This is a genomic window from Oikeobacillus pervagus (genome assembly GCF_030813365.1).
Classification (GTDB): domain Bacteria; phylum Bacillota; class Bacilli; order Bacillales; family DSM-23947; genus Oikeobacillus; species Oikeobacillus pervagus.
Map to the genome: position 1 here is coordinate 25,960 of NZ_JAUSUC010000019.1, position 26,981 is coordinate 52,940.

24 protein-coding genes, 4 tRNA genes and 1 riboswitch are annotated in these 26,981 nt (G+C 37.4%); of the genes, 4 read left to right on the forward strand and 24 right to left on the reverse strand.

The features are described from left to right. Positions 1–5 precede the first annotated feature (5 nt). The 11 genes from J2S13_RS08860 to J2S13_RS08910 form a co-directional block, all read right to left on the reverse strand. A complete protein-coding gene (locus J2S13_RS08860; RefSeq protein ID WP_307257382.1) occupies positions 6–794 on the reverse strand; it encodes a two-component system regulatory protein YycI in 789 nt (262 codons plus the stop codon). Continuing rightward, complete coding sequence (locus tag J2S13_RS08865) at positions 781–2,112, reverse strand: YycH family regulatory protein (protein WP_307257383.1); 1,332 nt, start codon at positions 2,110–2,112, stop codon at positions 781–783. The genes J2S13_RS08860 and J2S13_RS08865 overlap by 14 nt, the downstream gene beginning before the upstream one ends. Continuing rightward, the gene (gene walK / locus J2S13_RS08870; RefSeq protein ID WP_307257384.1) at positions 2,112–3,932 is read right to left on the reverse strand and encodes a cell wall metabolism sensor histidine kinase WalK; all 1,821 of its coding nucleotides are present in this window, start codon (positions 3,930–3,932) and stop codon (positions 2,112–2,114) included. The genes J2S13_RS08865 and walK overlap by 1 nt, the downstream gene beginning before the upstream one ends. A gap of 5 nt (positions 3,933–3,937) precedes the next feature. Then, the gene (gene yycF, locus J2S13_RS08875) at positions 3,938–4,648 is read right to left on the reverse strand and encodes a response regulator YycF (RefSeq protein WP_307257385.1); all 711 of its coding nucleotides are present in this window, start codon (positions 4,646–4,648) and stop codon (positions 3,938–3,940) included. A gap of 703 nt (positions 4,649–5,351) precedes the next feature. Next, positions 5,352–5,424, reverse strand: a tRNA-Phe gene (locus tag J2S13_RS08880). A 63-nt stretch (positions 5,425–5,487) separates the two neighbouring features. Next, a tRNA-Asp gene (locus J2S13_RS08885) sits at positions 5,488–5,564 on the reverse strand. 42 nt (positions 5,565–5,606) lie between these two features. Then, positions 5,607–5,678: transfer RNA gene (locus J2S13_RS08890), tRNA-Glu, on the reverse strand. Positions 5,679–5,687: 9 nt separating this feature from the next. Further along, a tRNA-Lys gene (locus J2S13_RS08895) sits at positions 5,688–5,763 on the reverse strand. 220 nt (positions 5,764–5,983) lie between these two features. Next, complete coding sequence (locus J2S13_RS08900) at positions 5,984–6,775, reverse strand: putative hydro-lyase (protein ID WP_370874004.1); 792 nt, start codon at positions 6,773–6,775, stop codon at positions 5,984–5,986. 29 nt (positions 6,776–6,804) lie between these two features. Then, positions 6,805–8,019 (reverse strand): NRAMP family divalent metal transporter, encoded by a 1,215-nt coding sequence (locus J2S13_RS08905; RefSeq protein ID WP_307257387.1) that lies wholly within the window; start codon positions 8,017–8,019, stop codon positions 6,805–6,807. Positions 8,020–8,034: 15 nt separating this feature from the next. Beyond that, a complete protein-coding gene (locus J2S13_RS08910; protein WP_307257388.1) occupies positions 8,035–8,796 on the reverse strand; it encodes a LamB/YcsF family protein in 762 nt (253 codons plus the stop codon). A gap of 301 nt (positions 8,797–9,097) precedes the next feature. On the opposite strand from J2S13_RS08910, the gene pxpB reads away from it, so the two are divergent. Together pxpB and J2S13_RS08920 are read left to right on the forward strand one after the other, a co-directional pair. Then, positions 9,098–9,844 carry a 5-oxoprolinase subunit PxpB gene (gene pxpB, locus J2S13_RS08915; RefSeq protein ID WP_307257389.1) on the forward strand — a complete coding sequence of 249 codons (747 nt, stop codon included), beginning with the start codon at positions 9,098–9,100 and terminating at the stop codon, positions 9,842–9,844. After that, the gene (locus tag J2S13_RS08920) at positions 9,835–10,824 is read left to right on the forward strand and encodes a 5-oxoprolinase subunit C family protein (protein ID WP_307257390.1); all 990 of its coding nucleotides are present in this window, start codon (positions 9,835–9,837) and stop codon (positions 10,822–10,824) included. Before pxpB ends, J2S13_RS08920 begins: the two co-directional genes overlap by 10 nt. A 120-nt stretch (positions 10,825–10,944) precedes the next feature. Here J2S13_RS08920 and J2S13_RS08925 read toward each other — a convergent pair whose 3' ends face one another. The 12 genes from J2S13_RS08925 to J2S13_RS08980 all read right to left on the reverse strand — a co-directional run bounded on the left by J2S13_RS08925 (position 10,945) and on the right by J2S13_RS08980 (position 23,894). Then, positions 10,945–11,700, reverse strand: a complete 756-nt coding sequence (locus tag J2S13_RS08925; RefSeq protein WP_307257391.1) for an IclR family transcriptional regulator — start codon at positions 11,698–11,700, stop codon at positions 10,945–10,947. Positions 11,701–12,113: 413 nt separating this feature from the next. Then, the gene (locus tag J2S13_RS08930) at positions 12,114–13,400 is read right to left on the reverse strand and encodes an adenylosuccinate synthase (RefSeq protein WP_307257392.1); all 1,287 of its coding nucleotides are present in this window, start codon (positions 13,398–13,400) and stop codon (positions 12,114–12,116) included. A 293-nt stretch (positions 13,401–13,693) separates the two neighbouring features. Beyond that, positions 13,694–15,058, reverse strand: a complete 1,365-nt coding sequence (gene dnaB / locus J2S13_RS08935) for a replicative DNA helicase (protein ID WP_307257393.1) — start codon at positions 15,056–15,058, stop codon at positions 13,694–13,696. 400 nt (positions 15,059–15,458) lie between these two features. Beyond that, on the reverse strand, positions 15,459–15,908 hold the full coding sequence (gene rplI / locus J2S13_RS08940; RefSeq protein WP_307257394.1) for a 50S ribosomal protein L9: 450 nt from the start codon (positions 15,906–15,908) through the stop codon (positions 15,459–15,461). Continuing rightward, positions 15,905–17,878 (reverse strand): DHH family phosphoesterase, encoded by a 1,974-nt coding sequence (locus tag J2S13_RS08945; protein ID WP_307257395.1) that lies wholly within the window; start codon positions 17,876–17,878, stop codon positions 15,905–15,907. Before J2S13_RS08945 ends, rplI begins: the two co-directional genes overlap by 4 nt. Positions 17,879–17,913: 35 nt before the next feature. After that, a complete protein-coding gene (locus J2S13_RS08950; RefSeq protein ID WP_307257396.1) occupies positions 17,914–18,819 on the reverse strand; it encodes a YybS family protein in 906 nt (301 codons plus the stop codon). A 427-nt stretch (positions 18,820–19,246) separates the two neighbouring features. Beyond that, positions 19,247–21,256, reverse strand: coding sequence for a methyl-accepting chemotaxis protein (locus J2S13_RS08955; protein WP_307257397.1), 2,010 nt, complete (start codon positions 21,254–21,256; stop codon positions 19,247–19,249). A gap of 372 nt (positions 21,257–21,628) precedes the next feature. Beyond that, positions 21,629–21,868: a 30S ribosomal protein S18 gene (gene rpsR / locus J2S13_RS08960; RefSeq protein WP_307257398.1), complete on the reverse strand. Its 240-nt coding sequence runs from the start codon at positions 21,866–21,868 to the stop codon at positions 21,629–21,631. 39 nt (positions 21,869–21,907) lie between these two features. Next, on the reverse strand, positions 21,908–22,414 hold the full coding sequence (gene ssb, locus J2S13_RS08965; RefSeq protein ID WP_307257399.1) for a single-stranded DNA-binding protein: 507 nt from the start codon (positions 22,412–22,414) through the stop codon (positions 21,908–21,910). Positions 22,415–22,538: 124 nt separating this feature from the next. Next, entirely contained in the window at positions 22,539–22,826 is a 288-nt protein-coding gene (gene rpsF / locus J2S13_RS08970; RefSeq protein WP_307257400.1) for a 30S ribosomal protein S6, read from the reverse strand. A gap of 145 nt (positions 22,827–22,971) precedes the next feature. After that, on the reverse strand, positions 22,972–23,493 hold the full coding sequence (locus J2S13_RS08975) for a phosphatase PAP2 family protein (protein WP_307257401.1): 522 nt from the start codon (positions 23,491–23,493) through the stop codon (positions 22,972–22,974). 101 nt (positions 23,494–23,594) lie between these two features. Beyond that, on the reverse strand, positions 23,595–23,894 hold the full coding sequence (locus J2S13_RS08980) for a TIGR04104 family putative zinc finger protein (RefSeq protein WP_307257402.1): 300 nt from the start codon (positions 23,892–23,894) through the stop codon (positions 23,595–23,597). Positions 23,895–24,400: 506 nt separating this feature from the next. Then, positions 24,401–24,588, forward strand: a riboswitch (cobalamin riboswitch). 168 nt (positions 24,589–24,756) lie between these two features. Between J2S13_RS08980 and J2S13_RS08985 the strand changes: the two genes are divergently transcribed. Continuing rightward, the gene (locus J2S13_RS08985; protein ID WP_307257403.1) at positions 24,757–25,326 is read left to right on the forward strand and encodes a GNAT family N-acetyltransferase; all 570 of its coding nucleotides are present in this window, start codon (positions 24,757–24,759) and stop codon (positions 25,324–25,326) included. 14 nt (positions 25,327–25,340) lie between these two features. After that, a complete protein-coding gene (locus J2S13_RS08990; protein ID WP_307257404.1) occupies positions 25,341–25,529 on the forward strand; it encodes a hypothetical protein in 189 nt (62 codons plus the stop codon). A gap of 91 nt (positions 25,530–25,620) precedes the next feature. Here the strand turns inward: J2S13_RS08990 and ychF are convergent, their stop codons facing one another. Then, positions 25,621–26,721 (reverse strand): redox-regulated ATPase YchF, encoded by a 1,101-nt coding sequence (gene ychF / locus J2S13_RS08995; protein ID WP_307257405.1) that lies wholly within the window; start codon positions 26,719–26,721, stop codon positions 25,621–25,623. Positions 26,722–26,981: the final 260 nt, after the last annotated feature.

Genomic DNA, 26,981 nt, shown 5'->3' on the forward strand with positions numbered 1-26,981 from the left:
ATTATTTAAGACTCTTTTTCCTTTTGATTAAGAGAACCATCAAATGCATTAATAAAATAATGCTCCACGTCCCCCTTGTATTTCACCGCAAAATGCCATGTAGGTGATAACACTTGTGATTCCGTGAATTGAACTAATGTATAATACCCTAAATCCACTTCGGAAATTTCACTATTAGGCTTCAACATGCCATTCTTATACAATGTTTTCACTGCTTGAATGGCTGGAAGAACTTCCTCTTTCCCGTTTTCCTCCATGCCTTCTAGGAGGGTTTGTTCATACCCAATAATTTCGTCATCGTCCGATAATTTCAACGTTAGCTGTCCACTTATATTTATGAAAAGAAGATGTCCCTTGAAATGTTGGTATAAAGTAATTTTCTTTAAATCTTTATCGTAGTCCCAAAGTTGATAATGCTCCCCATATAAAACAAAATTTTTCACAAAAGATTCAATCTCGTCTTTTTTTAGTTTGTTTAATTTATAGGGCTTGTCTAACTTTGCTGACAAAATCGTTTGATCATTGGATAATGTGATCTTCTGCCTATTTAAGAGTTCTATTTCCTTCTTCGTAAATGTTTTGGTTTTTGCCGTAATTAATGGGGCTTTCCCCACTTCATTTTGCAATGTCTTGTTGTAGTCAATATTATCCACTTTCAGTTTATCTTCAATGGATGTTTCCGTAATAATTTCAAATTGACTTGCACTATGTTTCTTAATAAAAACAGTTAGCAGGAAAATATCCAAAATCAAAAAAACGATAATAAAGATGGTTTTCGTTTTACCCCATTCCATTTTGGTTACCTCCCATCTCCTCATTCGTTACAACCGGCAACCATTTCTCATTGTATTTATAAAACCAAGCTGGTTCCAATACAAGAATTTTTGGAGTTTGTGGATCATGCATCAGCTTATAACCTATGGTAATGTCCTCTAACATACTAGGATTAAATCCCTTCTGATTCTCCACCATCTTAATGACTTCACTTCCTGGAGGTAACTCCATTTCCGTGTCTTCTGTTGGCAAAAATGTATCCAATATAAAATATGGGCGTACATATTTATAAATCTGTTCTTTCCCCCAAAATTGTAAAATCTCCGCCATGCCTTCCTCATTAAAAACTGGATAACCTTCAATAAACAACCGGTAGCTAACAATGGGATCACCTGGATTCACATCAAATAGGCGATATTTATCTGACCAACCTGCATGTTCATTCACAAACTTTATACTTTTCTCAATTAATTCATTTGAAGGAGTTTGCTTTTCTGCTTCTATCTCCTGGGCAGGATTCACATAGAAAATCATATTATTCGTATAATTAACACGCATCAAACTATAACTATCTGTATATTCTTCTCCATTCGCTTTGACCGCCCTTTTTACATAATAAGGGTTATTAAAAAGCGCATCTTTAAATTTTTCAGGGTCCAAACTATTTGGGATCGATTTATTTCTAGTTAATGTTTGTGCTTTTTCAGGTAAATAAATCGTATAATGATCGTGCACCTTATAATCCATGTATTTCGAATACGTATGGGCCTTGTTCATGAACCTATTTTTAAAATTAGCCAAAGTTGAAGAACTCACATTACTTTCAAAAACCGTTCGATCTTTTAAGGAAATAAAATAAACAACGGTTTTGTTTTCATTGATCCCAACAGAATTAATCGCAATTCGATCAAAATGAGCCTTTGGAAGGTTTCTATCCTCAAAATTCAATACCCCTTTATACGTTTGTAACGGAATGGGGGTAGGAAAGATGATTTCCACTTGGCTCCTTTCAGTCATCAATCGATGGAAATCCCGTTCAGATAAAGTATTCGTAATATTTCGGAAGTTATAAAATCCCCATTTGTTGATTTCGCTAAGGATTCCATCGATATCTCGCTCTTTTACCGTTCCATAATGAGCATCATTTAAGTGAAAAATCACTTTATAGGGCTTTATTAAACTGGAGATATCACGACTTTCACTAATGGGGGCATCATAGACATACCCATTATCAATCGTCTCATAATTAGGCTGATACGTCCAAATATTCCATGTAAGTGAAATACTAATGATGACTAAAATGGTGAGGAGCATTGATTTGATTTTTTCATATTTCATCATCGTCCCTCCCCTTCAGAAGGCTCATATGGAAGTGTAAAATAGATGGTTGTTCCTTTCCCTTCCATACTTGTTGCCCAAATTTGGCCTCCATGAGCTGTAATCATTTCTTTTGCAATGGCAAGACCTAAGCCCGTTCCCCCCATTTTACGAGTGCGGGCTTTATCGACACGATAAAATCGTTCAAAAATCCGGTCTACATTTTTCTTCGGTATTCCCATTCCTTGGTCTTTCACGCTAATTTCAATGAATTGTTGGCGCTTCTCTACACTAAAGGTCACTTTTCCACCCTCAGGAGAATATTTTAACGCATTCGAAATAATATTATCGAGAACCTGTGTTAATTTATCCTGATCGATCTTTACATAAATCGGTTTTTGAGGGAGGTTTCGTTTAAATGTTACATTTTGTTCTTTTGTCATTTCAAAACGCTCAATAATTCCACTGAAAAACTTCACGAAATCCACTTTTGTTTTCTGAAATTGATAATCCTTGCTGTCCATTTTGGATAACTGTAATAAATCATTCACAAGTCGGATCATTCGTTCGGTCTCATTTTGCGTTACATTTAGAAAATGGGGAGCGATTTCTTCATCTTTCCAAGCTCCATCTGCTAATGCCTCTAAATAACTTCGCATCGTTGTTAATGGAGTTCTTAATTCATGAGAAACATTGGCCACAAATTCCCGCCGCTCCATTTCGATTTTTTCCTGTTCAGTAATATCATGAAGCACTGTGATCAGTCCATTCACAAACCCTGTTTCCTTTTGAAGAATCGAAAAATTTGCCCGGAGGATATAAGGGCCTTCTTGCGTACTATAATCCAAAATGACAGAGTCCTGTTCATTCAACAAATCCTCAAAGCTATAATGCTCTTCTAACCCAAGTACGGGCAAAATTGGTTGGGAAATAAGCGTTTCACGTGAAACATTTAAGAGCTTAGCGGCTGGTTCATTGATTAAAATAATTCTTCCTTTTCGATCGGTCGCAATGACTCCATCCGTCATATAGGATAAAACAGAGGAAAGTTTACGTCGTTCTCCTTCTGTTGTTGCTTGAGCTTCTTGTAGTTGTTTCGTCAAATGGTTAAAGGAAATAGCGAGTTGTCCAATTTCATCCTGTCCATACACCTTAACTTTTCGAGAGAAATTTCCTTTCCCCATAGCAACTGCTTGCTTTTTCATGTCACTTATCGGTCTTGTGATCGTACGAGCAACTAGAAATCCTAATACAGCCGTTACCCCAAGTGCAATGATCGTTGCAGAAATAAAGATTTCATTAATTTCACTCATTTGTCCGAACACATTTTCTACCTTTGCAGCAACATAAATGACACCGATGACTTCTTTGTTGTACACGATTGGGGAGGTATATACCCAAATTCGATGATGGGTCTTTTTATCAATAAATATTTTATCTTCTTCTTCCCCGACCGCAATCGTTCGTTTGATCGCAATTTCTGTCATCCGTTGACCTACTATATCTTGTCGGTTTTCATCAGACGTCCCAATAATTCGATAGCGACCATCAATCACACGAACCTCAGAAATATCTGGGGCGGCGAAATCGCCTAAAATGCTTCGAATATCCTGTTCCAAAGTAGGCGATTCTTCATCGCGTTCCTTCACCATTTCTTCACGCAAATTATATTCGAGTAAATTCACCCGTTCTTTTAATGCCGTTTTAAAATTTGTCACCAATTTCTGCTCAAGTTCTTGTACAAAATATACGCCAATCGTCTGCAAGGCAAACAATATAAGAAGAACGTATATTAAGACAAATTTAAATTGAATGGACCGCAAAAATTTGAATCTTCTCATATAGATTACTCCTGTTCAGGATTACGTAGATAGTAGCCAACACCTCTTCTAGTCACGATCCATACCGGATGACTAGGGTTATCTTCAATTTTCTCGCGCAGTCTTCGGACAGTTACGTCGACTGTTCGAACGTCTCCAAAATAATCATAGCCCCAAACTGTTTGCAACAAGTGTTCCCTTGTCATGACTTGTCCAATATGCTTGGCTAAATAATGTAATAACTCAAACTCCCGATGGGTTAATTCAATCATTTCCCCTCGTTTTGAAACAATATAAGCATCTGGATGAATGGTTAAAGAACCAACTGTAATTTCATTCGTCTCATCCTCTTCTGCAGTTTGGGAGGCATTATGTTGATGGCGGCGCAGATTTGCTTTTACCCTTGCAATTAATTCTCTTGTACTAAAAGGTTTTGTCACATAATCATCCGCTCCCAGCTCTAACCCAAGTACTTTGTCAATCTCCGAGTCTTTAGCTGTTAACATGATAATAGGCATTTCATATTTTTTTCGGATTTCACGGCACACTTCCATCCCATCCCGCTTTGGAAGCATAATATCTAATAACACCATATCTGGTTGAAATTCCTCCACTACTTGCAATGCCTCATCTCCGTCATATGCACATTGAACTTCATATCCCTCTTTCTTCAAATTAAATTGAAGAATATCCGCAATCGGCTTTTCATCATCTATCACAAGAATTTTCTTATCCATACAAAACTCTCCTCATTTCTATTAAAATCTGTACATTCATCCTCATATATTTAAACGATATTCATTTTTTAACGAATGACTTTTTTCTAAAAAACTATGTCTAAAAGGGATAAAGATATGGCAATAGACATAATCAAAATTCGATCTTTACTCTGGACTAATCGAGCTTCTCATTTTAAGTTGGATTACTTTTTCTACTAATAACGCCTGGTTGATAACCACAATCTTATATTGAGACCCTTATATAAGTATATCAGTTTCATCGCATTTGAACATAATTTCATTTCTAAACTTATTTTTTCCTTTGTCTTAAATCATGATCCATTTATTATAATGTAAAACATTATTTAGATGAGAACCTAGTCCATTAAGTTGGGGTGGAACAAAAAAAGTCCTGTCAATTTTGCAAGGGAATTTTGGGGTTATTCGATATTTCTCAGGAAATAATGACCCGAATCGACACCCTTCCCGACAAAAAACAACAGGAAGAGGTTTTAATATGACCTAGCCTCCAATCAAATACAATATAGCTAACCTTTACTTTATATAAAGGTAATAGAACAAATCAAAAAGCCGATAGATGCTGAAGACTTGCCATGGACCATATTTTTAAAGGCTTATTCACAGTTCAAAATTTTATAGTTTCCTAGAAAGTAAAAAAGAAGCATTACGAGAGACTTGTCATCGCAATGCTTCTTTGAAGTGGCTCAGGACGGAATCGAACCGCCGACACAAGGATTTTCAGTCCTTTGCTCTACCGACTGAGCTACTGAGCCAACATTTATATAAATTCCCTTTTTCTATGAATCATAGAATCTCAGTGAAAAAGGAAAGTAGAGTGGCGGTCCGGACGGGACTCGAACCCGCGACCTCCTGCGTGACAGGCAGGCATTCTAACCAGCTGAACTACCGGACCTAAAAGTTTACTTGTTGTTCATCCCAATAAATATCATGAACATGACCCGTACGGGATTCGAACCCGTGTTACCGCCGTGAAAGGGCGGTGTCTTAACCGCTTGACCAACGGGCCAAAAGATAATGGTGAGCCATGAAGGACTCGAACCTTCGACCCTCTGATTAAAAGTCAGATGCTCTACCAACTGAGCTAATGGCTCATACTATGTACTGTGTCAACTATCGGAAATTAAAATTTCAGAATGTGACGACGTTTCTAATAATACCATGCATATATAGAAAAGTACAATAGTTTTTTGTCGAAATATAATATTTTTTATAATATCATGTTTTATTTCATATTAAATTGGTGAATTTTTAAGAGAAAAACACCGTGATTCTTCCCTTTTAGAATGGGTTTGGTGCATTTCTCTAAGGAACTTATAAAATGCTATAATTCTCATCTCTCACATCGCTAATAAACATATGGCCCGGAGCATGAGTAATCATAATTGTTGGTTTACTTTGTAAGGCGACGGCTTGTGGCGTAACTCCACAAGCCCAAAAAACCGGAATTTCATCTTCTTTCATCGGTACTGCATCACCAAAATCAGGGGAATTTAAATCTACTATCCCAATTTCACTCGGGTCACCAATATGAATCGGTGCCCCGTGCACAGAAGGAAAACGGCTCGTAATTTGTATCGATCTAATTGCATTCTTATATGTCATTGGACGCATACTCACTACAAGTGGCCCTTCAAATAAACCAGCTTTTTCACAAAGAATATTCGTTTTGTACATTGGGACATTGCTATTTTCATCTATATGTCGAATTGGAATGCCATTTTCGATTAATGAACCTTCAAACGTAAAGCTGCACCCAATCAAAAATCCAACCATATCATCCTCCCACTCATCGATGATCTGGGTCGTCTCTTTGATAAGAACCCCATCTCGGTAAATTCTGTATTTTGGCAAATCTGTACGAATATCCCCATGCTTCGCTAGTTTAACAGGATGATAATTCCCTGGTTCTGTTACATCTAGCAATGGACAAGGTTTTGGGTTTCGTTGACAAAATAGTAAAAAGTCGAAAGCATCTTGCTTTTTCAAAATAACTAAATTCGCTTGTGTATACCCTTTTGCCATCCCGGCAGTTGTACCTGTAATCTTCTGTTCACGTATTTGTTTTCTTATTTCACTCGGATGCATGTCTTCAAACGGTTTCATGTCAAATCCCCCTTTATAATGAAGGTCGTCTATTTAAATAATAAAGGAATTTGTTCAAATAAAGTCATGATTCCCAAATATCCCATGATTACGACGACAAGACCACCTGAAATAGTAAGCCATAATGGGTGCTTATATGTTCCGACAATCTGCTTCTTATAGGCAGCAATTAATAACGTTCCTAATGCGACTGGTAAAATTAACCCATTTAATGCTCCTGCAAGTATCAGCACTTTAACAGGTCGTCCAATAATGGCAAAAATAAATGTAGAGATAAAGATAAACAGAATGATGATCCAATTATGATATTGTTCTAATTTAGGGTGGAAAGTACGAATAAAGGAGACAGAGGTATAGGCGGCTCCTACGACAGATGTGATGGCAGCTGCCCACATAATTACTCCAAAAATTTTATACCCAATATTTCCAGCAGCTAATTGGAATACAGATGCTGGAGGATTAGAAGGATCAATTTGTAGACCTTGGGATACAACCCCTAAAACAGCTAAAAACAGTGCAAGACGCATAATTGTGGCAATTACAATTCCTGAAACGGAACTTTTCGTCACTTCTGGTAAGGATTCAACTCCTTTAATTCCTGCATCTAAAAGGCGGTGTCCTCCTGCAAATGTAATATAGCCACCCACTGTCCCCCCAACAAGTGTTACTATTGCAAGGATACTAATTTTTTCTGGTTTAATAGCGTTGATCACAGCTTCCCCAACAGGAGGAGAGGTTGTAAAGGCGACAAACACCATTAAGATAATCATGACAAACCCAGCAATTTGGGCAATTCTGTCCATTGCCTTTCCAGCTTCTTTTACAACAAAAATAAAAATGGCAAAGGCAGCACTAATCACAGCTCCCCAAACAGGATCGATCCCAAGCATGGCATTGAGCCCTAAGCCTGCACCCGCGACATTTCCAATATTAAAGGCGAGTCCACCAAATACAATCAGAACAGCTAAAAATATCCCTAAGCCAGGTAACACCATATTAGCAATCTCTTGCCCTCGCTTACCTGATACGGCAATAATTCTCCATACATTCATTTGAGCAAAAATATCTAAAAGCAAAGCGATTAAAATAACAAAGGCAAAACTAGCTGCTAATTCTTGAGTGAATACAGTCGTTTGCGTTAAAAAACCTGGTCCAATAGCAGAGGTGGCCATCAAAAAGGCTGCCCCTAATAGAACGCCCCGATTATTCCTAATACTTTTCTTTGCAGTTTCTTGTTTTTTCATATGATGCTCTCCTTTCTAAGCTTGAAATGCAGAAACTGTAACCCTATTTTTTTCCAGAGTCCCTCGAATATACTGGGCAAAGGAAAGTGCTTGTTCTCCGTCCCCATGAAGACAAACTGTATCAGCTTTCAGCGGAACTTCTGTCTGCTGTTGAGAAATCACTTTTCCCTCTTTGACCATTTTCACTACTTGTAAGACTGACTTCTCCTTATCTGTTATTAAGGCATCTTGCTGTGAGCGGGACGTTAAACGGCCATCCGCTTGATACGTACGGTCAGCAAATACTTCATGAGCGGTTTGGAGTCCAATCTTCTCTCCCGCCTTTGTTAATTCACTTCCAGACAAACCGAATAATATGATCGATGGGGAAACATCATATACCGCTTGGGCAATCGCCTTTGCTAGTTTAGGATCTCTTGCTGCCATATTATAAAGAGCACCATGTGGTTTGACATGTTGCATTGTTGCATTGTGGACAGATAAAAAACCTTGAAGTGCCCCTATTTGATAAATCACCATATCATAGGCCTCATTAGGGGTAATGTTCATTTCTCTTCTTCCAAATCCATTCAAATCAGGGAGCCCCGGGTGAGCACCAATCTTTACATGATGGTCTAGTGCAAGTTTTACTGTCTCTTTCATGACACTAGGATCCCCTGCATGAAATCCACAGGCAATATTAGCCGATGTCACATACTTCAGTATTTGTTTCATTTCCCCAAGTCGATATCTCCCAAAGCTTTCTCCTAAATCACAATTCAAATCGACTTTATACAAGGCCATTCCTCCTCTTTTGAAGATGTTCGTTCCTTTATTCAGATGTAATAAACCAGAATATTTTACCCATTAAACAGAAGGATGATCATTCATACTGTTGTTCCGATTTACGGAAATTGAGTTTTGAATAATAAAATAATTTTATCATAAATTATTTTTAGCGAATAGTACCCAAATAAAAAATTATCAGATAATAATTAGAATACACTTGTTTTTTCCCATTTCAGATTTATATAATATTTTTATAAAACCAAAATAGGGAACTTCAGTACCGTTATATGAAACAATAGGAGGTTTTTACATGAGTGATCACCAAGAGAAGCTACTAGCAGAAGCCGTTTTTAAACCATTAGGGGATTCAGCATTGATTGTTCAAATTGGTATTGGAATACATCCCAATATTCAAAAGAGGGTATATGCCTTATCAGAATGGATGAATTGTCACCCTTTTACAGGATTTATTGAGTCTGTTCCCGCTTACAATAATGTGACAATTTTCTACCATCCAATTATTGTCTGCCAAAATGCCCCCGCGAATTTAACTCCATATGAATTCGTCTGTCATTATGTGAAGAAAGTGATCAAACAATTAGATATAGAAACAAATCAACAAGAAAGATGCATCGATATTCCTGTACTATACGGTGGTAAATATGGGCCGGATTTAGAGTATGTAGCTCAATATCATAATCTTTCAGTGGAAGAAGTCATTATGATTCATTCACGAGAGGAATATCTTGTATATATGCTTGGATTTGCCCCAGGATTTCCTTTTCTAGGAGGAATGGATGAAATAATTGCCACCCCTCGAAAAAAAACCCCCCGTTTATCGATTGAGCAAGGGTCTGTCGGAATCGCAGGGAAGCAGACTGGTATTTACCCTCTAAAAACCCCTGGTGGATGGCAAATCATCGGTCGAACACCGCTTTCATTATTCCACCCAAGTAAATCTTCCCCTACATTATTGCATCCCGGGGATAAGATTCGATTTGTGTCTATTTCCCAAGAAGAATTTGACCGCTATAGGGAGATGAGTGAATGTCTATAAAAATATTAAATCCAGGTGTACTCACAACCGTGCAAGATTTAGGTAGAATGGGGTTTCAAAAATATGGCGTGGTAGTTGGGGGAGCAATGGACAGTTATTCTCTTAGACTAGCAAACTTATTAGTTGGTAACTCTGAAGAAGAAGCTGTACTTGAAGTCACCTTATTCGGCACGAAAATCCAATTTGAAAAGGACATGGTGATTGCCATAACCGGGGGAGATCTCCAAGCTACTATGGACGGAAAGAAAGCTGTCATGTGGAGACCGATTTGGGTGAAAAAAGGATCGACCTTACATTTTAAATCTGCGAAAAAAGGGTGTCGGGCATATATCTCATTCGCAGGGGGACTTTCTATCTCAAATATTATGGGAAGTAAAAGTACTTATTTACGTGCTGAGATAGGTGGATACAAAGGGAGAGCACTTCAAAAGGGGGATGTTATTGAATGTAATAAATTAGGGAAGGCACAACAAGATCTATTAAAGGAAATTCAACATAGTGGCAACCATTGGATGGTCAATTATCATCCGCTCATTCATACAGAACAAACCCAGCAGATTCGGGTCATAAAAGGTACGGAATTTGACCATCTACAGGCGAAGAGTAAAGAGGAGTTCTTTCATCATCCATTCAAGGTCACTTCTAATGCCGATCGCATGGGCTACCGAATAGAAGGACCTTCCCTTTCCCTTACAGCGGAGGTAGAAATGCTTTCAGAAGGGGTTACATTTGGAACGATTCAGTTGCCACCAAGTGGTGATCCCATCATTTTAATGGCCGATCGTCAAACTACAGGAGGGTATCCGAAAATCAGCCATGTGATAACGGCTGACTTATGTCATCTTGCCCAATTACAACCGATGGCCACCATTTACTTTGAAGAGGTATCACTTTTGGAAGCCGTACAACTCATGCTAGAAAAAGAAAAAATGATGGACGAAATTAAAGTTGGATTACGTCTTAAAAGAACAAAAGCATAAGCGCCACATGACTGGCGTACGGATTTCAAAGACTTATTCTAAGTTAGAATAAAAACACCCTCCGACACTATAAGAGGGTGTCCTTGTCATCCAAGGTAAAGATCGTCTACTCGAACTTTGCTATTCTTTATATCCTAATCGTTTTGAAATTTGTCTAGCTGCTTCTTTTACCTTTTCGATTAGGACTTGAACATGACCTTTTTGGTAATTCGCTTCAAGTCCTGCAATACTGATCCCGGCAGCTATGTCGCCTTTATGGTCAAAAATAGGAGCTGCTACTGCTGCCGTATGATTTTCAAGCTCTGAATAACTAATGGTATATCCATTCTTTTGTGCCTCAAAAATCGTTTCATATAATTGCTTTTTGTCGGTAATCGTGCCGTTTGCAAAGGCTTCCAATTGAATCGATTCTATATAATGACGAATCTCTTGCTCTGGTAAATAAGATAAGATGACCCGTGAGCAAGCGCCTGCATATAAGGGACTTCTTCTTCCTATTGCTGTATATAAACGGACTTTTTGATTTGTATCAATTTTTTCAATATAAATGGCCTCATCATTTTGCTTAATGATGAGATTGACCGCTTCTCCTACATCATCATGCAAATCTTTCATGATCGGGTACGCAATTTGTCTAATATCCAATCTTGAGGAAACAAGATGACCAAATTTGAGAAGTAGTAAACCTAAACGATACTTCGAGTCTTCCCCTTTTTCTAGAAAGCCCATTTCTTCTAACGACATAAGCATTCGATAGACAGATGTCTTCGGGATACCAGACAGATCAATAATCTCTTGAAATGATAATTCAGCATGGTCCATAAATAAGTTTAAGATCGCCATTGAACGGACAACGGTTTTATTTTTATTATTCATTTTACCTCCAAAACTCTTGTTCAACATTATTTTTTCTTAATTATACCATGCTGAATTCACTGGGTATGAACAAATGCGGAAGCGCCTTGATCATCGGCGTACGAATATCGCAAGTTTAGACTGAGATAAAGGAAACACAGCGAGTGATTTTTCGAGCTGATGTTGACTTATCGTAGGGAGAAAACGCAGAAATTCGCTAGCCGATAGGCGCTGAAGCTAGACGTCATCAAATGCGGAAGCGCCTTGATCATCGGCGTACGGATTTCGCAAGTTTAGACTGAGATAAAGGAAACACAGCGAGCAATTTTTCGAGCTGATGTTGACTTATCAGAGGAAGTAAACGGAGAAATCTACACAATAAAAAAACATGCCAATGATAAAAATTGACATGTTTTAGTCCTTCGTATTCCTTTTTAACTCCATGCACTGCGAACGACATTTGTTTGTGTGCGGTCAGGCCCAACTGAAAACATCGATAATGGAATCCCTGTTAATTGGGAAATTCTTTCTACATAATGTCGGGCGTTTTCAGGTAATTCATTAAGAGATTTGCAACCGGTAATATCTTCTGTCCATCCAGGTAGTTCTTCATATACAGGCTCACATTCCGATAAAACCTTTAAATTAGCAGGATATTCATCGATGAGTTCCCCTTTATAACGATAGGCTACACAGATTTTAACAGTTTCAATTCCGGTTAAGACATCGATCGAATTTAGCGACAGATCCGTCAGTCCACTAACACGACGGGCATGTCGGACGACGACACTGTCAAACCAACCAACGCGACGTGGACGACCTGTTGTTGTCCCGTACTCCCGACCAACTTCACGAATTTGATGACCGATCTCATCTTTTAATTCTGTTGGAAATGGGCCGTCACCTACACGGGATGTGTAAGCTTTACAAACTCCCACTACATGGTTAATTTTTGATGGACCTACCCCAGATCCAATCGTGACTCCACCTGCCACAGGGTTCGATGATGTCACAAATGGATATGTACCTTGGTCAATATCCAACATAACCCCTTGCGCTCCTTCAAAAAGAACACGCCGACCTTCATCTAGTGCATTATTTAATACGACAGAAGTATCACATACATATTGTTTTACTTGTTGTCCATATTCATAATATTCATCTAATATATCCTCTAATTGAAAGCCTTCTGTTTCATAAAAACGTTCCAATAAACGATTTTTCTCTTTTAAATTACGAGATAGCTTTTCTTTAAATACTTCATAATCTAATAAATCGGCCATACGGATTCCAATCCGTGCAGCTTTATCCATATAGGCCGGTCCAATTCCTTTTTTCGTTGTGCCAATTTTATTATCACCTTTACGTTCTTCTTCTACTTCATCAATTTTTAAATGATAAGGCAAAATAATATGGGCACGATTACTAATACGTAAATTGTCTGTTGTAATATTACGCTCATGTAAATATTCCAACTCTTGTACAAGGGCTTTCGGATCAACAACCATTCCATTTCCAATCACGCAAATCTTTTCATTATAAAAAATACCAGAAGGAATTAAATGTAACTTATAGGTTTCACCATTAAAGCGAATCGTATGTCCAGCATTGTTACCACCTTGATAACGAGCAACTACTTCAGCATTTTCTGAAAGGAAATCTGTAATTTTTCCTTTCCCTTCATCTCCCCATTGCGTTCCAACTACGACTACAGAAGACATGGATCTGCACCTCCAAAAGGTCCTTATAAAGATTTAATTGACTCAAGCATTGTTATTTTAACAGGAAAAACAGAGGATAGTCAAACAAAAACACGAACATTTTTATAATTTACTCATCATTCATTCGTGATATTAGCAGTTTCATAGTCTTTTTTTCTAAAAAAAACTTTTTTATATATTCATCATGAATATACAAAAAAGCCTAGCATCCCTTATCTCAAAATTCATGAAGGATATAAGACCATTCATGAAACTTTAGATCACAAGATTGCTAGGCTGTTTACTTATGAACCTCAAGCACCAGGAGGTACTGATGCATCATCAAATCTTCTTTCTAAGTTAACAAATTTATTATATTCTTTCACAAAAGCAAGCTGAACAGTACCAACTGGACCGTTCCGTTGCTTTGCGATAATGATTTCTATAATATTCTTATTCTCAGACTCTTTGTCATAATAATCATCACGATAAAGAAAGGCGACAATATCCGCATCTTGCTCAATAGACCCTGATTCACGAATGTCAGACATCATCGGACGTTTATCCTGTCTTTGTTCAACTCCACGAGATAGCTGTGATAGGGCAATTACTGGCACTTCTAATTCACGGGCAAGCGCTTTTAATGATCGGGAAATTTCAGACACTTCCTGCTGCCGGTTTTCCTTGGAACGGCCACTCCCTTGAATCAATTGAAGATAATCGATTAAGATCATTCCTAAGCCATGCTCTTGTTTTAGACGCCGACATTTTGCTTGAATTTCACTAATTCTAACTCCGGGTGTATCATCAATATAAATCCCTGCATTTGAAAGACTTCCCATTGCCATCGTCAGCTTCTTCCAATCTTCATCTGTTAGAGCCCCTGTACGTAGGTTTTGAGCATTGATATTTCCTTCCGCACAAAGCATACGCATCACAAGCTGTTCCGCTCCCATCTCCAAGCTGAAGATCGCGACATTTTCATCCGTTTTTGTCGCAACATTTTGTGCAATATTAAGAGCAAAAGCGGTTTTCCCGACAGATGGACGGGCAGCTACAATGATTAAATCATTTCGTTGGAATCCAGCTGTCATTCGATCTAATTCAGCAAAACCAGTCGGAATTCCTGTAACATCACCCTTACGATTATGAAGCATTTCAATATTATCATACGTACGAACAAGGACATCTTTAATCGCATGAAAGGAGCCGCTATTTTTCCGTTGGGCGACTTCCATAATACTTTTTTCAGCATCTGTTAATAAATCTTCCACTTCATCTTCTCTAGAATAGCCATCTTGCGCGATTTGAGTTGCGGTACGTATTAAACGGCGTAATAATGATTTTTCTTCTACGATTCTAGCATAATATTCAATATTAGCCGCTGTAGGAACCGATCCTGCTAATTCAGTTAAATAGGATACACCACCGATATCCTCCAAGTCTTTAGAAGCGGCTAGTTCCTCCGTTACCGTAATCACATCAACGGCCATTCCTAGATCATTTAATTTTAACATCGTTTGGAAAATCTTTTGGTGAGCATTCCGGTAGAAGTCCTCTGGAATTAATACTTCAGACGCAACCGTAATCGCACTAGGTTCTAAAAATATAGCCCCTATTACTGCCTGCTCAGCTTCTATATTTTGCGGCGGGGTTCGATCGACAAAAAGATCGTTCATTTATTCAAAGCCTCCTAAAAATGAGAAGGATGATCTCTACAATGATACCTATAGAAAAAATGTGATCAGTTAAATGATGACCACATTTTTTCGACTAACCTATTGTAACACAAAGCAGAACTTCATACAGTGGCTGTTCTTTCCATCAAATGCGAAAGCGACTGCTCATCGGCGTACGAATTTCGTAGTTTTCGACTGAGATAAAGGAAACACAGCGAGCGATTTCTCGAGCTGATGTTGACTTATCGTAGGGAGAAAACGTAGAAATTCGCTAGACGATAGGCGCTGAAGCTAGACGAAACCAAATGCGGAAGCGCCTTGTTCATCGGCGTACGGATTTCTCAAGTTTCGACTGAGCCTTAAACAGAAAAAAGCCACAATGCCACGTTTCACTATAAAATTAATTTCCTTCTACAACATGAACTTTTAATGTTGCTGAAACAACTGTATGAAGTTTTACAGGAACATTCGTATAACCTAACGCACGGATAGCATCTACTAATTCTATTTTCCGTTTATCAATTTTTATATCATGGGTTTTCTTTAGTGCATCGGCAATTTGTTTACTTGTAACAGAACCGAATAGTCTACCACCTTCACCTGATTTAGCTTTGATTTCAACCGTAAGCTGCTCCATTACTTCTTTTAATTTTTTTGCTTCTTCCAATTCCTGTTTCGCTAATTGTTCTTCTTTTTTCTTTTGATTATCTAATGATTTCATATTTCCAGAAGTAGCTTCAACGGCTAATCCCTTTTTTAATAAAAAGTTATGAGCATATCCATCTGCTACATTTTTTACTTCGCCTTTTTTCCCTTTACCTTTTACATCCTTTAAAAAAATGACTTTCATGATGATTGACCCCCTTGAATAATTGTATCAATTACTTCTTTAAGCATTTTTTCAGCTTCTTCAATAGAAACATCTGAAATTTGCGTTGCAGCATTTGTTAAATGACCGCCTCCGCCCAGATCTTCCATAATCACTTGAACATTTACGTCTCCCAAAGAACGGGCACTAATCCCGATGGTATTTTCATCACGTTTTCCAATGACAAAGGAGGCACTTACCCTATCCATTGTCAGAATCGTATCTGCTGCTTGTGCTATAAGCACTTGATCATGAATCACATCATCCGAGCCAGTCGCAATAGCAATTCCCTCACCATAAAAATAAACTGTTTCAATAATTTTGGAGCGTTTAATAAAGGTTTCAATGTTTTCCTTGAGAAACTTTTGTACAAGGACAGTATCCGCTCCTTGTGCCCTTAAATAGGAAGCAGCATCAAATGTTCTTGAGCCCGTTCTTAAAGTAAAACTTTTCGTATCGACAATTATTCCTGATAATAAAGCCGTTGCCTCTAACATCGAAAGTTTTTCATTTTTTGGTTGGTATTCTAGCAACTCTGTGACGAGTTCACAAGTCGAGGAAGCATACGGTTCCATATATACAAGCAATGGGTTTTTAATAAAGTTTTCACCGCGACGATGATGGTCAATGACCACAACCTTTTCCATTTTATTTAGGAGTTTCTCATCGATCACAAGAGATGACTTATGAGTATCGACCACAACGAGTAAAGTATTATCCGATGCAAGGTCTAAAGCTTCCTCAGGTGTGATGATTCTACGATATAAATCATCTTCCTTCTTCGTTTCACTAAGAAGTCTTTTGACACTGTTATCGATTTCATTGAAATTCAACACGATAAAACCTTCACGTTTGTTCATCTCGGCCACTTTTCGAATTCCCATTGCGGCACCTATCGCATCCATATCTGGATATTTATGCCCCATGACGATCACTTTGTCACTTTCCAAAATTAATTCCTTCAACGCATGGGAAATAACTCTTGCACGGACTCGAGTTCGCTTCTCCATTGGATTTGTCTTCCCACCGTAAAATTTAACTTTCCCATTTGTTTGTTTAATGGCGACTTGATCCCCACCGCGACCAAGAGCTAAATCTAAACTAGACTGTGCAATATCCCCTAAATCAGGCAATGGGAGGTCTCCTTCTCCTACACCAATACTTAAAGTCAGTGGAACATTTTGCTTTCCGGTCATTTCTCTTACTTCGTCTAAAATAGAGAATTTATCTTTAGCTAATGTTTTTAAAATTTTATCATTAAACACGGTAATAAAGCGATCAGAATTAATTCTTTTCATAAAGATTCCATATTCTTTTGCCCATTTATTTAAACTTGAAGTGACTAAACTATTTAATTTACTTCTTGTAGGATCATCCATTCCTTGGGTTATATCATCATAGTTATCCAAATAAATGATGGCTAATACGGTTTTTTCCTCTTCATACTTTTTCACAATTTGCTGTTGTTCTGTTATATCAAAAAAGTATAGAAGACGGTCTTTCGGCTTTAAAATAACGGTAAATTGCCTTTCCCCTAATGAGACAATCTCTTCACTCACCTCTTGCTTGACAATGGGGACAACAGGTTCAGCAATATCATATAGTGATCGACCTATAATGGTTTCCTCTTCAAACCAAGAAGCAAAATAATGATTTGTCCATTCAATATATAAATCATCATTAAATAATAAAATCCCTATTGGCAATTCCATTAAGGCTTCTTCCCCGACGTGCTTTAAGCGGTATGAAAGTGTCGAAATATAGTTCTCTACATCCTGATGCATCTGCCTTTCTAAATAAAAGATCAATCCAAACAAGACAATCATCAATGCACAACAAATGACACTGAACCAAAAATATCGAAAGGCGAGCACTGATAACAGCGCCGCCGACACGATCATTAATCCATACAAGGGGAAGCGAATTACTCGCCTTTTATAGTATGAAAGCATGATTTCAGCTCCTAATATTTAAAATAATTCGCTTGTTAAGATTTTTGTTGAAGGCGCTGCCGTAAATGAAATCCTAAGTCAATTATACCTAATAATCGAATGAAATAAAGAATTGGTAAAAAAAGAATCGATACAATCGTGATGATGATCGGGATCGCCTTTGTCCAATTTTTGTAATGACCATAAAAATAAATAAATGCTAAACCTTGAATATAAAAACAAAGCTGAAGCATAAACATCAAATTGACAGACGCTATGTACCAAGTAGAACCGGGCTCTGGAGCCACAATCAAATTCCCTAATAATAAAATTAAATAGTACCACAAAACACTTTTGGGAACTTGCCATTCCCTAAATGGCGCCCAATTTGGAACCTGAATCCCTAACCGTTTAGCGATAGGAAAATTAACGATCATCATTAAAAGAACAATTAGAAAGGAAGCTAACACTAATAAACTTGGCATTAATATTTGTATTAAATTCAACATTTCATTGAACTGTTCCATCATATTATCCGGAACTGGCTGTCCTAATTGTTTCATTAAATTAATCGACTGTGTATAGGATTCTTTGAACATTTTTGTAAAATCTTCAATAAAATTGATTTGAAAAAATGCGATGGCGATCACATATTGTAAAATGGTATTCACTAAAAATGTTAAACTTCCTGCCATATATATGGCGAATTTTCCCTTCTTCATTTGGACAAAGTATCCCATAACAAGCCCCGTCGTCCCATAAGCTAATGCTAGTCCGATTGAAAATACCCCACCAATGATCATTGAGATCACGCTACTGGCCAACACCATTAAAGTTGAATATTTTTGGGGATATTTTGCACTGTAAATGAAAAACGGCAAAATGAGAAACAGCATGGAGATTATCCACAAAACGGGTATGTAAATGGATACTAATAAAAGCACTGTGAAAATAGCTACCATCAGTGCGCCCTCTGTTAAAACTCGGGTATCTCTCACATCAACACCTCAATTTTTTTAATCTGTCATTCCTATGATCAATAGAAACTATCATACACTTTCGCACAGAAACCCTATTTTCCATGAGGGTGATTTGTCTCTATATTTTAACACATATCACCATTTTATCCCCGATTCCTTTTCAATTCAACAATTCCATATACAACAAACGTATTATATTCCAATTATGGGGATTTGGAAATTTCCCAAATTAAAGGATCAACAGGTGGGAGAGGATTGCAAGATTGTTAGACAGTTCTCTACTAAGTGGATTTTTGATCAAAGGGGATGTTCATGAAAAATTAAAGTTGGGAATTCCTTTAAGTACCAAGCTTCATCCCGTTGATGTACCTAGCTCTAATCTTATGGAAAAACCCCAACTTTTTTTATTTTAACTTGTTTTAAATTGATTGATTTCCTTCTGTAATTGAATACTTAATTCTGTTAGATCTCTCATGGCCTCAGAAACAACTGTTGTGGAATTAAGTTGATTTTCCGTGTAGGAATGTACTTCTTGGCTTGCTGCTGCCGCTTCTTGTGAAATATATGCAACCTCTTTTACGACTTCTAGCATTTCATCTTTTTTTCCCGTTACTTCTTGAACTTCTACATTTACAGCGGAAATTGATTGTTTGATTTGGTGAATGAACTCTGAAATTTCTTGAAACGAGCTATTGGTTTGTTTCACAACATCTGTTTGTTGATGGAAACTATTTTTCGTTTTAGACATTTGCTCGACCGCATGTTTTGTACTCATTTGGATATTTTGAATAATAGTCGTAATTTTTTTCGTTGCTTCACTAGATTGTTCAGCAAGTTTTCGAACTTCATCGGCTACAACAGCGAACCCTTTTCCGTGTTCACCAGCACGAGCTGCCTCTATACTAGCATTTAGTGCTAATAAATTTGTTTGAGACGCGATTTGGGTAATCGTTTGCACAACGACTTCAATCGTTTCTACTTTATCGTTTAGATGAATCATCACCTCTTGCATATGATCCACTACTTCGCTTGAGTTCTCATTTGATTTTTTTAATAGAGACATTTGTTGAAATCCTTTATCACTAGTTTGATCGGCCTTTTGTAATAAAGAAGACATTTGATCGGTTTTAACTGAAATATGATTGATCCTATTTCCTAAATCATGAAATTGCTGGTCTGCCTTGTCCGACATTTGGGCGGAATCAGTCGCTCCCTCCGAAATACTTTGAACGGCTGCTGCTGTCTGTTCTGTCGAATCCTTTGTCATCTCCACTATTTCTTGTAACCTTCCAACCGATTCACGTACATTTTTAGCCGTTATATTCATCACTTTTATAATATTTTTCATATTTGTCATCATGTAATTAAAATGATGGGCCAATTGACCAACTTCATCTTTGCTGTGAATGTCTACTTGAATATTTAAATGGCCCTTTGTCACCATTTGAATTGATTCTGTTAATTTTCCTAAAGGTTTTGTAATTTTAGCGGATAACAAAATGATCGCTATGATGATAAGGAGTAGTACCGTTAAAGCCACAACTAACAAGAAATCTTGAATCGATTGCGAAACCTTTTGTAATTCTTTTTGGTGATAAATAGCCCCAACCTTCCAATTCGTATTTTTCACTGTGTCAAAAACAAGTTTATTGCTTTCATTATATTGGTCAAATTGAATGATTCCGGATTTATTAGAGTGTTGAAATAGTTCCATAATGTATGGGAGATTTTTTATATTTTTTCCTTGTTTCTCATCATGAACAATTGCCACTCCTGTTTTCGAGATTAATATCGGAAATCCATGATACCCGATATTCAAATCATTCATCCAGTTCGTTAAACTAGTTAAATTAATATCGGCCGCGATCACTCCTAGAAATTGCTCCCCGCTATACACAGCTTTTGAAATGGTAATGACGGAGGTCTTCGTTGCTTTATGAATGTATGGTTCACTCCAAACAGCCGTTTTCGATTGTTTCTTTGCTTCCTTATACCATTTTTGCTCAGTGAAATGATAATCAGAAGGAAACTGAGAAACAGGAGCAGCTTTTAATCTATTAGTAGGGGAAACAAAGTAGACAGACGCAACATCTTTATAATGCTTCGTATAACGATTAAAGCTTTTTTGAACACTTCGATCAAGTAAACTTAATTCCTCATGATCGACCTTATCCTGAACCCCTCGTGCAAATTGAATTAATTCATCACTCTCAGATAACATAAGTAGACTAGTTTCGTGCTTTTCTAAAAACACTTGAGTGGAATGGTTCGCTTCTTTAACAATTCCATCTATTTGTTCCATTACATCCGTTTCCATTATTTTTTCCATTTTCCAATTCGTAAAAAAAATAATGATTCCAAATGAAACCATTAACAAAATAGTTATAGGAATAATTAGTTTGAATTTGATTGATCTCAAGAACATCACAACCTTATATATACTACTTTTAGTATAAGACTTAAGATGTATAGATTAGGTTATCGCAATGTAAAGATTTTATTAAAGTTGGAGTGAGGGAAGTGGGTAAGCACACAAAAGGACTCGAAAAGAACAAAAGCGGAAGCGCCTGTCCATCGGCGTACGTATTTTGTAGTCTTTGACTGAGATAAAGGAAACGAAAGCGTGGCCTTTCACGAGCTGATGTGGACTTATCGGAGGGAGAAAACGGAGAAATCCGCTAGACGTGGACAACCCCTTTCAAAGGAGGATATCCACAGTTCTAAATTTTATAATTTTCTAGGAAAACGAAAGAAAGACAGCAAGGCAAAGATCCCCACTGTCTTTTTTATATTATTTTTCTTCTGCAACATATGGAAGAAGAGCCATTGTACGAGCGCGTTTGATTGCTAAAGTCAAACGACGTTGGTATTTAGCGCTTGTTCCTGTTACACGACGTGGAAGAATTTTTCCGCGTTCAGAAATAAACTTTTTAAGTAAGTCTACATCTTTATAATCAATATGAGTGATGTGGTTAGATGTGAAATAACACACTTTCCGACGTTTACGTCCACCTCTGCGTCCACCTGCCATGTTCAATTCCCTCCTTTACTTGTTATTTAAAACTTATCATCAAAATGGGAGATCATCATCTGAAATATCGATCTGTTGACCGTCATTTGCAAATGGATCTTCATCTATACGTGTGAAACCATTATTGTTTCGATCTTGTTGATTCTGACTAAAAGGATTGTCTTGATGTCTTTGGCTACCGCCAAACATCCCACTGTCATCGCGTCGGCTATTTCCTGCCGAAGCATTACGTGGTTCTAAAAACTGTACACTTTCAGCCAAGACCTCTGTAACGTATACACGTCTACCATCTTGTCCTTCGTAATTCCGCGTTTGAATGCGGCCATCGACACCAGCAAGGCTGCCTTTTTTCAAAAAGTTTGCAACGTTTTCCGCAGGTCTGCGCCAAACAACACAATTAATGAAATCCGCTTCTCTCTCACCTTGTTGATTCGTATAATTACGATTACAAGCAAGAGTAAAAGAAGCAACAGCAATGCCATTCGGTGTGTAACGAAGTTCAGGGTCTTTTGTTAAACGACCGACTAAAACAACTCGGTTCATCATCAGAATCAACCCCTTCCTTCTTAATTAACGTTCCACGTGAAACATTAATCGAAGAATTTGTTTGTATGATTGAACGACTACTTTTCAAAAAGTAGAAGCTATTTTACTAAACATTTCAAATGAATTATTCTTCTTCTTTAACGACAATGTGGCGGATAATATCGTCACTAATCTTTGCTAAACGATCGAATTCTTGAACAGCTTCTGGTTTAGATTGAACATGAACTAATTGATAGAAGCCTTCACGGAAATCGTTAATTTCGTATGCAAGACGACGTTTACCCCAGTCTTTAGAATCGATGAGTTCCGCACCGTTAGAAGTTAAGACATTATCAAAACGCTCAACAACTGCTTTTTTAGTATCTTCATCTACATTTGGGCGGATGATGTACATTAATTCGTACTTTTTCATCTTTCTTTCACCTCCTTATGGACTATACGGCTCTTTCCTTTTAAAAAGAGCAAGGAGCAATGTTTTCATTACTCACAGGAAGAAATTATACCATAATGGTATCTTAAAAGCAATGAGTCATCCCCAAAAATAGATTTCAATAGACTTAAAACATAAAGGTAGAAAAAGTAATCGCTGTAAATGTTCCTAATAATGCGCCAACAAGAACATCTGAGGGATAGTGAACACCTAACACAATTCTAGAAACGGCTACAAGAAGGGCAGCTGGCAGTAAGTAAGGTAAAAGGGATGGATAGACAACAAGATAAGAAATAACTATGGAAAAAACAGCTGTCGTGTGGCCGGATGGAAAAGAGTAGTCCTTGAATAAATGACCATGTACCATTGCATTAGGCAAGGCTAAATACGGACGGATTCTTTGAAAAGTCTTTTTAATTAAAACAGCTACTACATGACTGACAACTAACGATACTAAAGCAAGCAATGCAACCTTTCTCAATGTTTGATTACTTGACATTAATAATATAAGTTGCAATCCAATTGTAAACATCGCTCCCCCAAGATGGGTAATATGTTTAAAAAAAGACACGCATAATTTCGAGCGGCGATTAAGAAAGTAAAAATAGGCTTGATCTTGTTTGATAAACCATGATTTTGCCCTTTCCACTTGAAAAACCCCCTCTAAACTTCATTTTCTTTTAGTGTAAAAGATCATTATTAGTTTATACGAAGGATTTTGTAAATTTTCTGTAATTCTCTTGATTATTTTCACCAAAGTGGTTCTTCTTTATTCCGTAATTGGTACAATCTTGGTACTAACAAAAGAACCATCACATAGGCGATCAACTCTATCACTAGAATAACTGAAATAGGGACATGAAAGATGGTCAATGGAAACCAAAGAAGAATGGGCAAAGTCGTAAAAACCGACGCTTTTTTTCTCGATTTAGCTGACACGTATTGTATATGCTGACAGTAAGGACACGTCCATCCATAGGAAAAAGAAAATGATTTCAAAAGAGTTTCTTTCCACTTCCATTTACTTTGACAATTTTGGCAAATAGGCATAACCATTTCCCCCTTTTTAGAGAATACGATTCAATAAACTAAAAGGTTTCACAAAACAGAAACATAAAGGAATTTAAATTAAAAATTCAGAAAATAAAAATAGACACAAAAGGAAGACTGAATTATACTTAACTAAAGCGGAAGCGCCTTGGTTATCGGCGTACGAATGTTGCAGATTTCGACTGAGATAAAGGAAACACGGCGAGGAAGTCCACGAGCCGATGTTGACTTATCGTAGGGAGAAAACGGAGACATTCGCTAGACGATAGGCGCTGGAGCTAGATGTACAAAAGCGGAAGCGCCTCGATCATCGCCGTACGGATTTCTCAAGTTTCGACTGAAATAAAAGAAACGAGAGCAAGGTCCTTCTTGAGCTGATGTTGACTTATCAGAGGGAGTAAACGGAAAAATTCGCTAGACGACAGGCGCTTGAGGCTTGCCGTGGTCAACATTTTTAAAGGGTGATCCACAGTTCTATATTTTAAAGTTTTCTAAACAACAAGTGAATATTCCTTTTTTAAACAGGTGCTATATTTTACTATAGCTTAAAAGGGAAGTTCGGTGTAAATCCGACACGGTTCCCGCCACTGTAATTCTGAGCGACCTGCTATTTGTCACTGTTTCAAAATGAAATGGGAAGACGCTGGAAACGATGAAGTTAAGTCAGGAGACCTGCCTGTTTAATAAGCGCAATAATTCCTACGGGTAATAGGGAGGTGTCTGTGAAGAATTCATATAGAAGAAGTCTATTCTTTTTTCTATACGATGATGTTTGAAAGAAACTATTCTGAGCATTCGGCCCTTGGTCCGAATGCTCTTTTTTTATCGTTCAATTTCTCATAAAAGAGAAGGGGTGGGGGAAGTGAAGATTGTTTCTGATCCAGAGGAAGTATTCCGACACTTAAAATATAACCATTTCCATCCAGATTTAAATAGATTTCGAGAAGCACATCATCAACAGCAAACATTAACACAAGTAATGGAGACGGAACAGGCATTTATGGCTTTAGCTATCGTGGATTCGCAAATCATTGGTTATACAATCATACTTTCACCAGAGGAAGAGGAGAGATGGATTAAATTAGATTTTCTGAAAGTACTAGGGGTCATTGAAGTGGCTCCCACTTTTCGAAACCGAAGCATTGCCAAAAAATTATTGCATTCTATCTTCACCCAACAGGAGTTGGAACATTATATTATTATTTCTCTAGAATATTGCTGGCATTGGGATTTAAAACTCACCAATGGCGATCCTTATTTGTACAGAAATATGTTAAGAAAGGTGCTTGAGTCTGCTCGATTTGTAGAATACAAAACAAATGACCCTGATATTAAGGCTTCTGAAGTCAATTTTCTCATGGCAAGAATAGGAAAGGCTATAACAAGCGAACAAGTTTCGCAATTTATCCGTCTAGCAAAATATAATAAGTAAAAGGAGAGAGAATCATGCAAGAAAAGAAGATCAATCATTATATTAATAGTCTAGGTGCTGTTTTCGTCATTTATTCTTCCAAGGAAAAGGTCATAGAAAAATATATGGAGTTAAAAGCAGCTATCTCCGAACTTGAAGAAAACAAAAAAGAGCAGCAACTCTATTTAGATAAAGCATTACAAACGGTTATATTGGGCCGATAATTCGAAGGTTTCCTTTATATTTTGAACGATGTAAAAACGGAATAGAAAAACGGAGCGTTGTATTTCTCAACACTCCGTTTTTCTTATTCTTTTACACATTAAAACGGAAATGGATAACATCCCCGTCCTGAACAAAATATTCTTTCCCCTCAAGTCGGACCTTTCCTGCTTCTCTAGCCGCTCCCATTGAACCTGCATTTAATAAATCCTCATAGGAAACAGTCTCGGCACGAATAAATCCACGTTCAAAATCGGTATGAATAATTCCCGCACATTCTGGTGCTTTCATCCCTTTTCGGAATGTCCAAGCACGTACTTCTTGAACACCTGCAGTAAAGTATGTAGCTAGCCCAAGTAAGCTGTATGTTGCACGAATTAATTGGTCAAGTCCAGATTCTTCAATTCCTAATTCTTGTAAAAACATTGCCTTTTCTTCGTCATCTAATTCAGCAATTTCAGATTCAATTTTAGCACAAACGACGATGACTTCAGCATGGTCCTTATCGGCAAATTCGCGAACTTGTTGTACATAAGGATTTTCTGAAGGATCGACAACATCGTCCTCTCCAACGTTTGCCACATAAAGTACTGGCTTAATTGTAAGTAGATGTAACCCTTTCACAACTTTCATTTGCTCTTCTGTGAATTCGACAGTTCGAGCTGGCAATTCTGATTCAAATGCCTCCTTTAATTTCACAAGGATTTCATGTTCGATCATCGCATCTTTATCTTTTTGTTTCGCCATTTTTTCTACACGGCCAACTCTTTTATCCACTGTTTCTAAATCGGCCAGTATTAATTCTAAGTTAATCGTTTCGATATCAGAAATAGGGTCTACCTTTCCTGAAACATGGGTGATATTTTCATCCGCAAAGCAGCGGACGACATGACAGATCGCATCCACTTGGCGAATATGAGATAAAAATTTGTTCCCTAAGCCTTCCCCTTTACTAGCCCCTTTTACAATTCCAGCGATATCTGTAAATTCAAAAGCGGTCGGAACCGTTTTCTTTGGTTGTACTAACTCTGTTAATTTATTTAACCGTTCGTCTGGTACTTCTACAATCCCAACATTAGGATCAATGGTACAAAAGGGATAGTTGGCAGATTCTGCCCCCGCTTTTGTAATGGCATTAAATAATGTTGATTTTCCTACGTTCGGTAAGCCAACAATTCCGGCTGTTAACGCCATACTTCGTCACTCCTCTATTCATAAATAATTGTCTATACACACAAACCATCCTTTAAAATTCTGGAAAGACTTAGACTTTCACAAAACAGGAAAGGCATCATTCAAGCAAAGATACTTATCTTTTATTCAGAAAAATTGAATATAAACCTTTCACAATTATAGATATATGGTGGAAAAAAGACAAGGGATTCTAGCGTTCCCAAAAGAATATCTTTGGGAAAAGGGCGAAAAAAAGAAAGAGGACTGATCCTTAAGGCAAA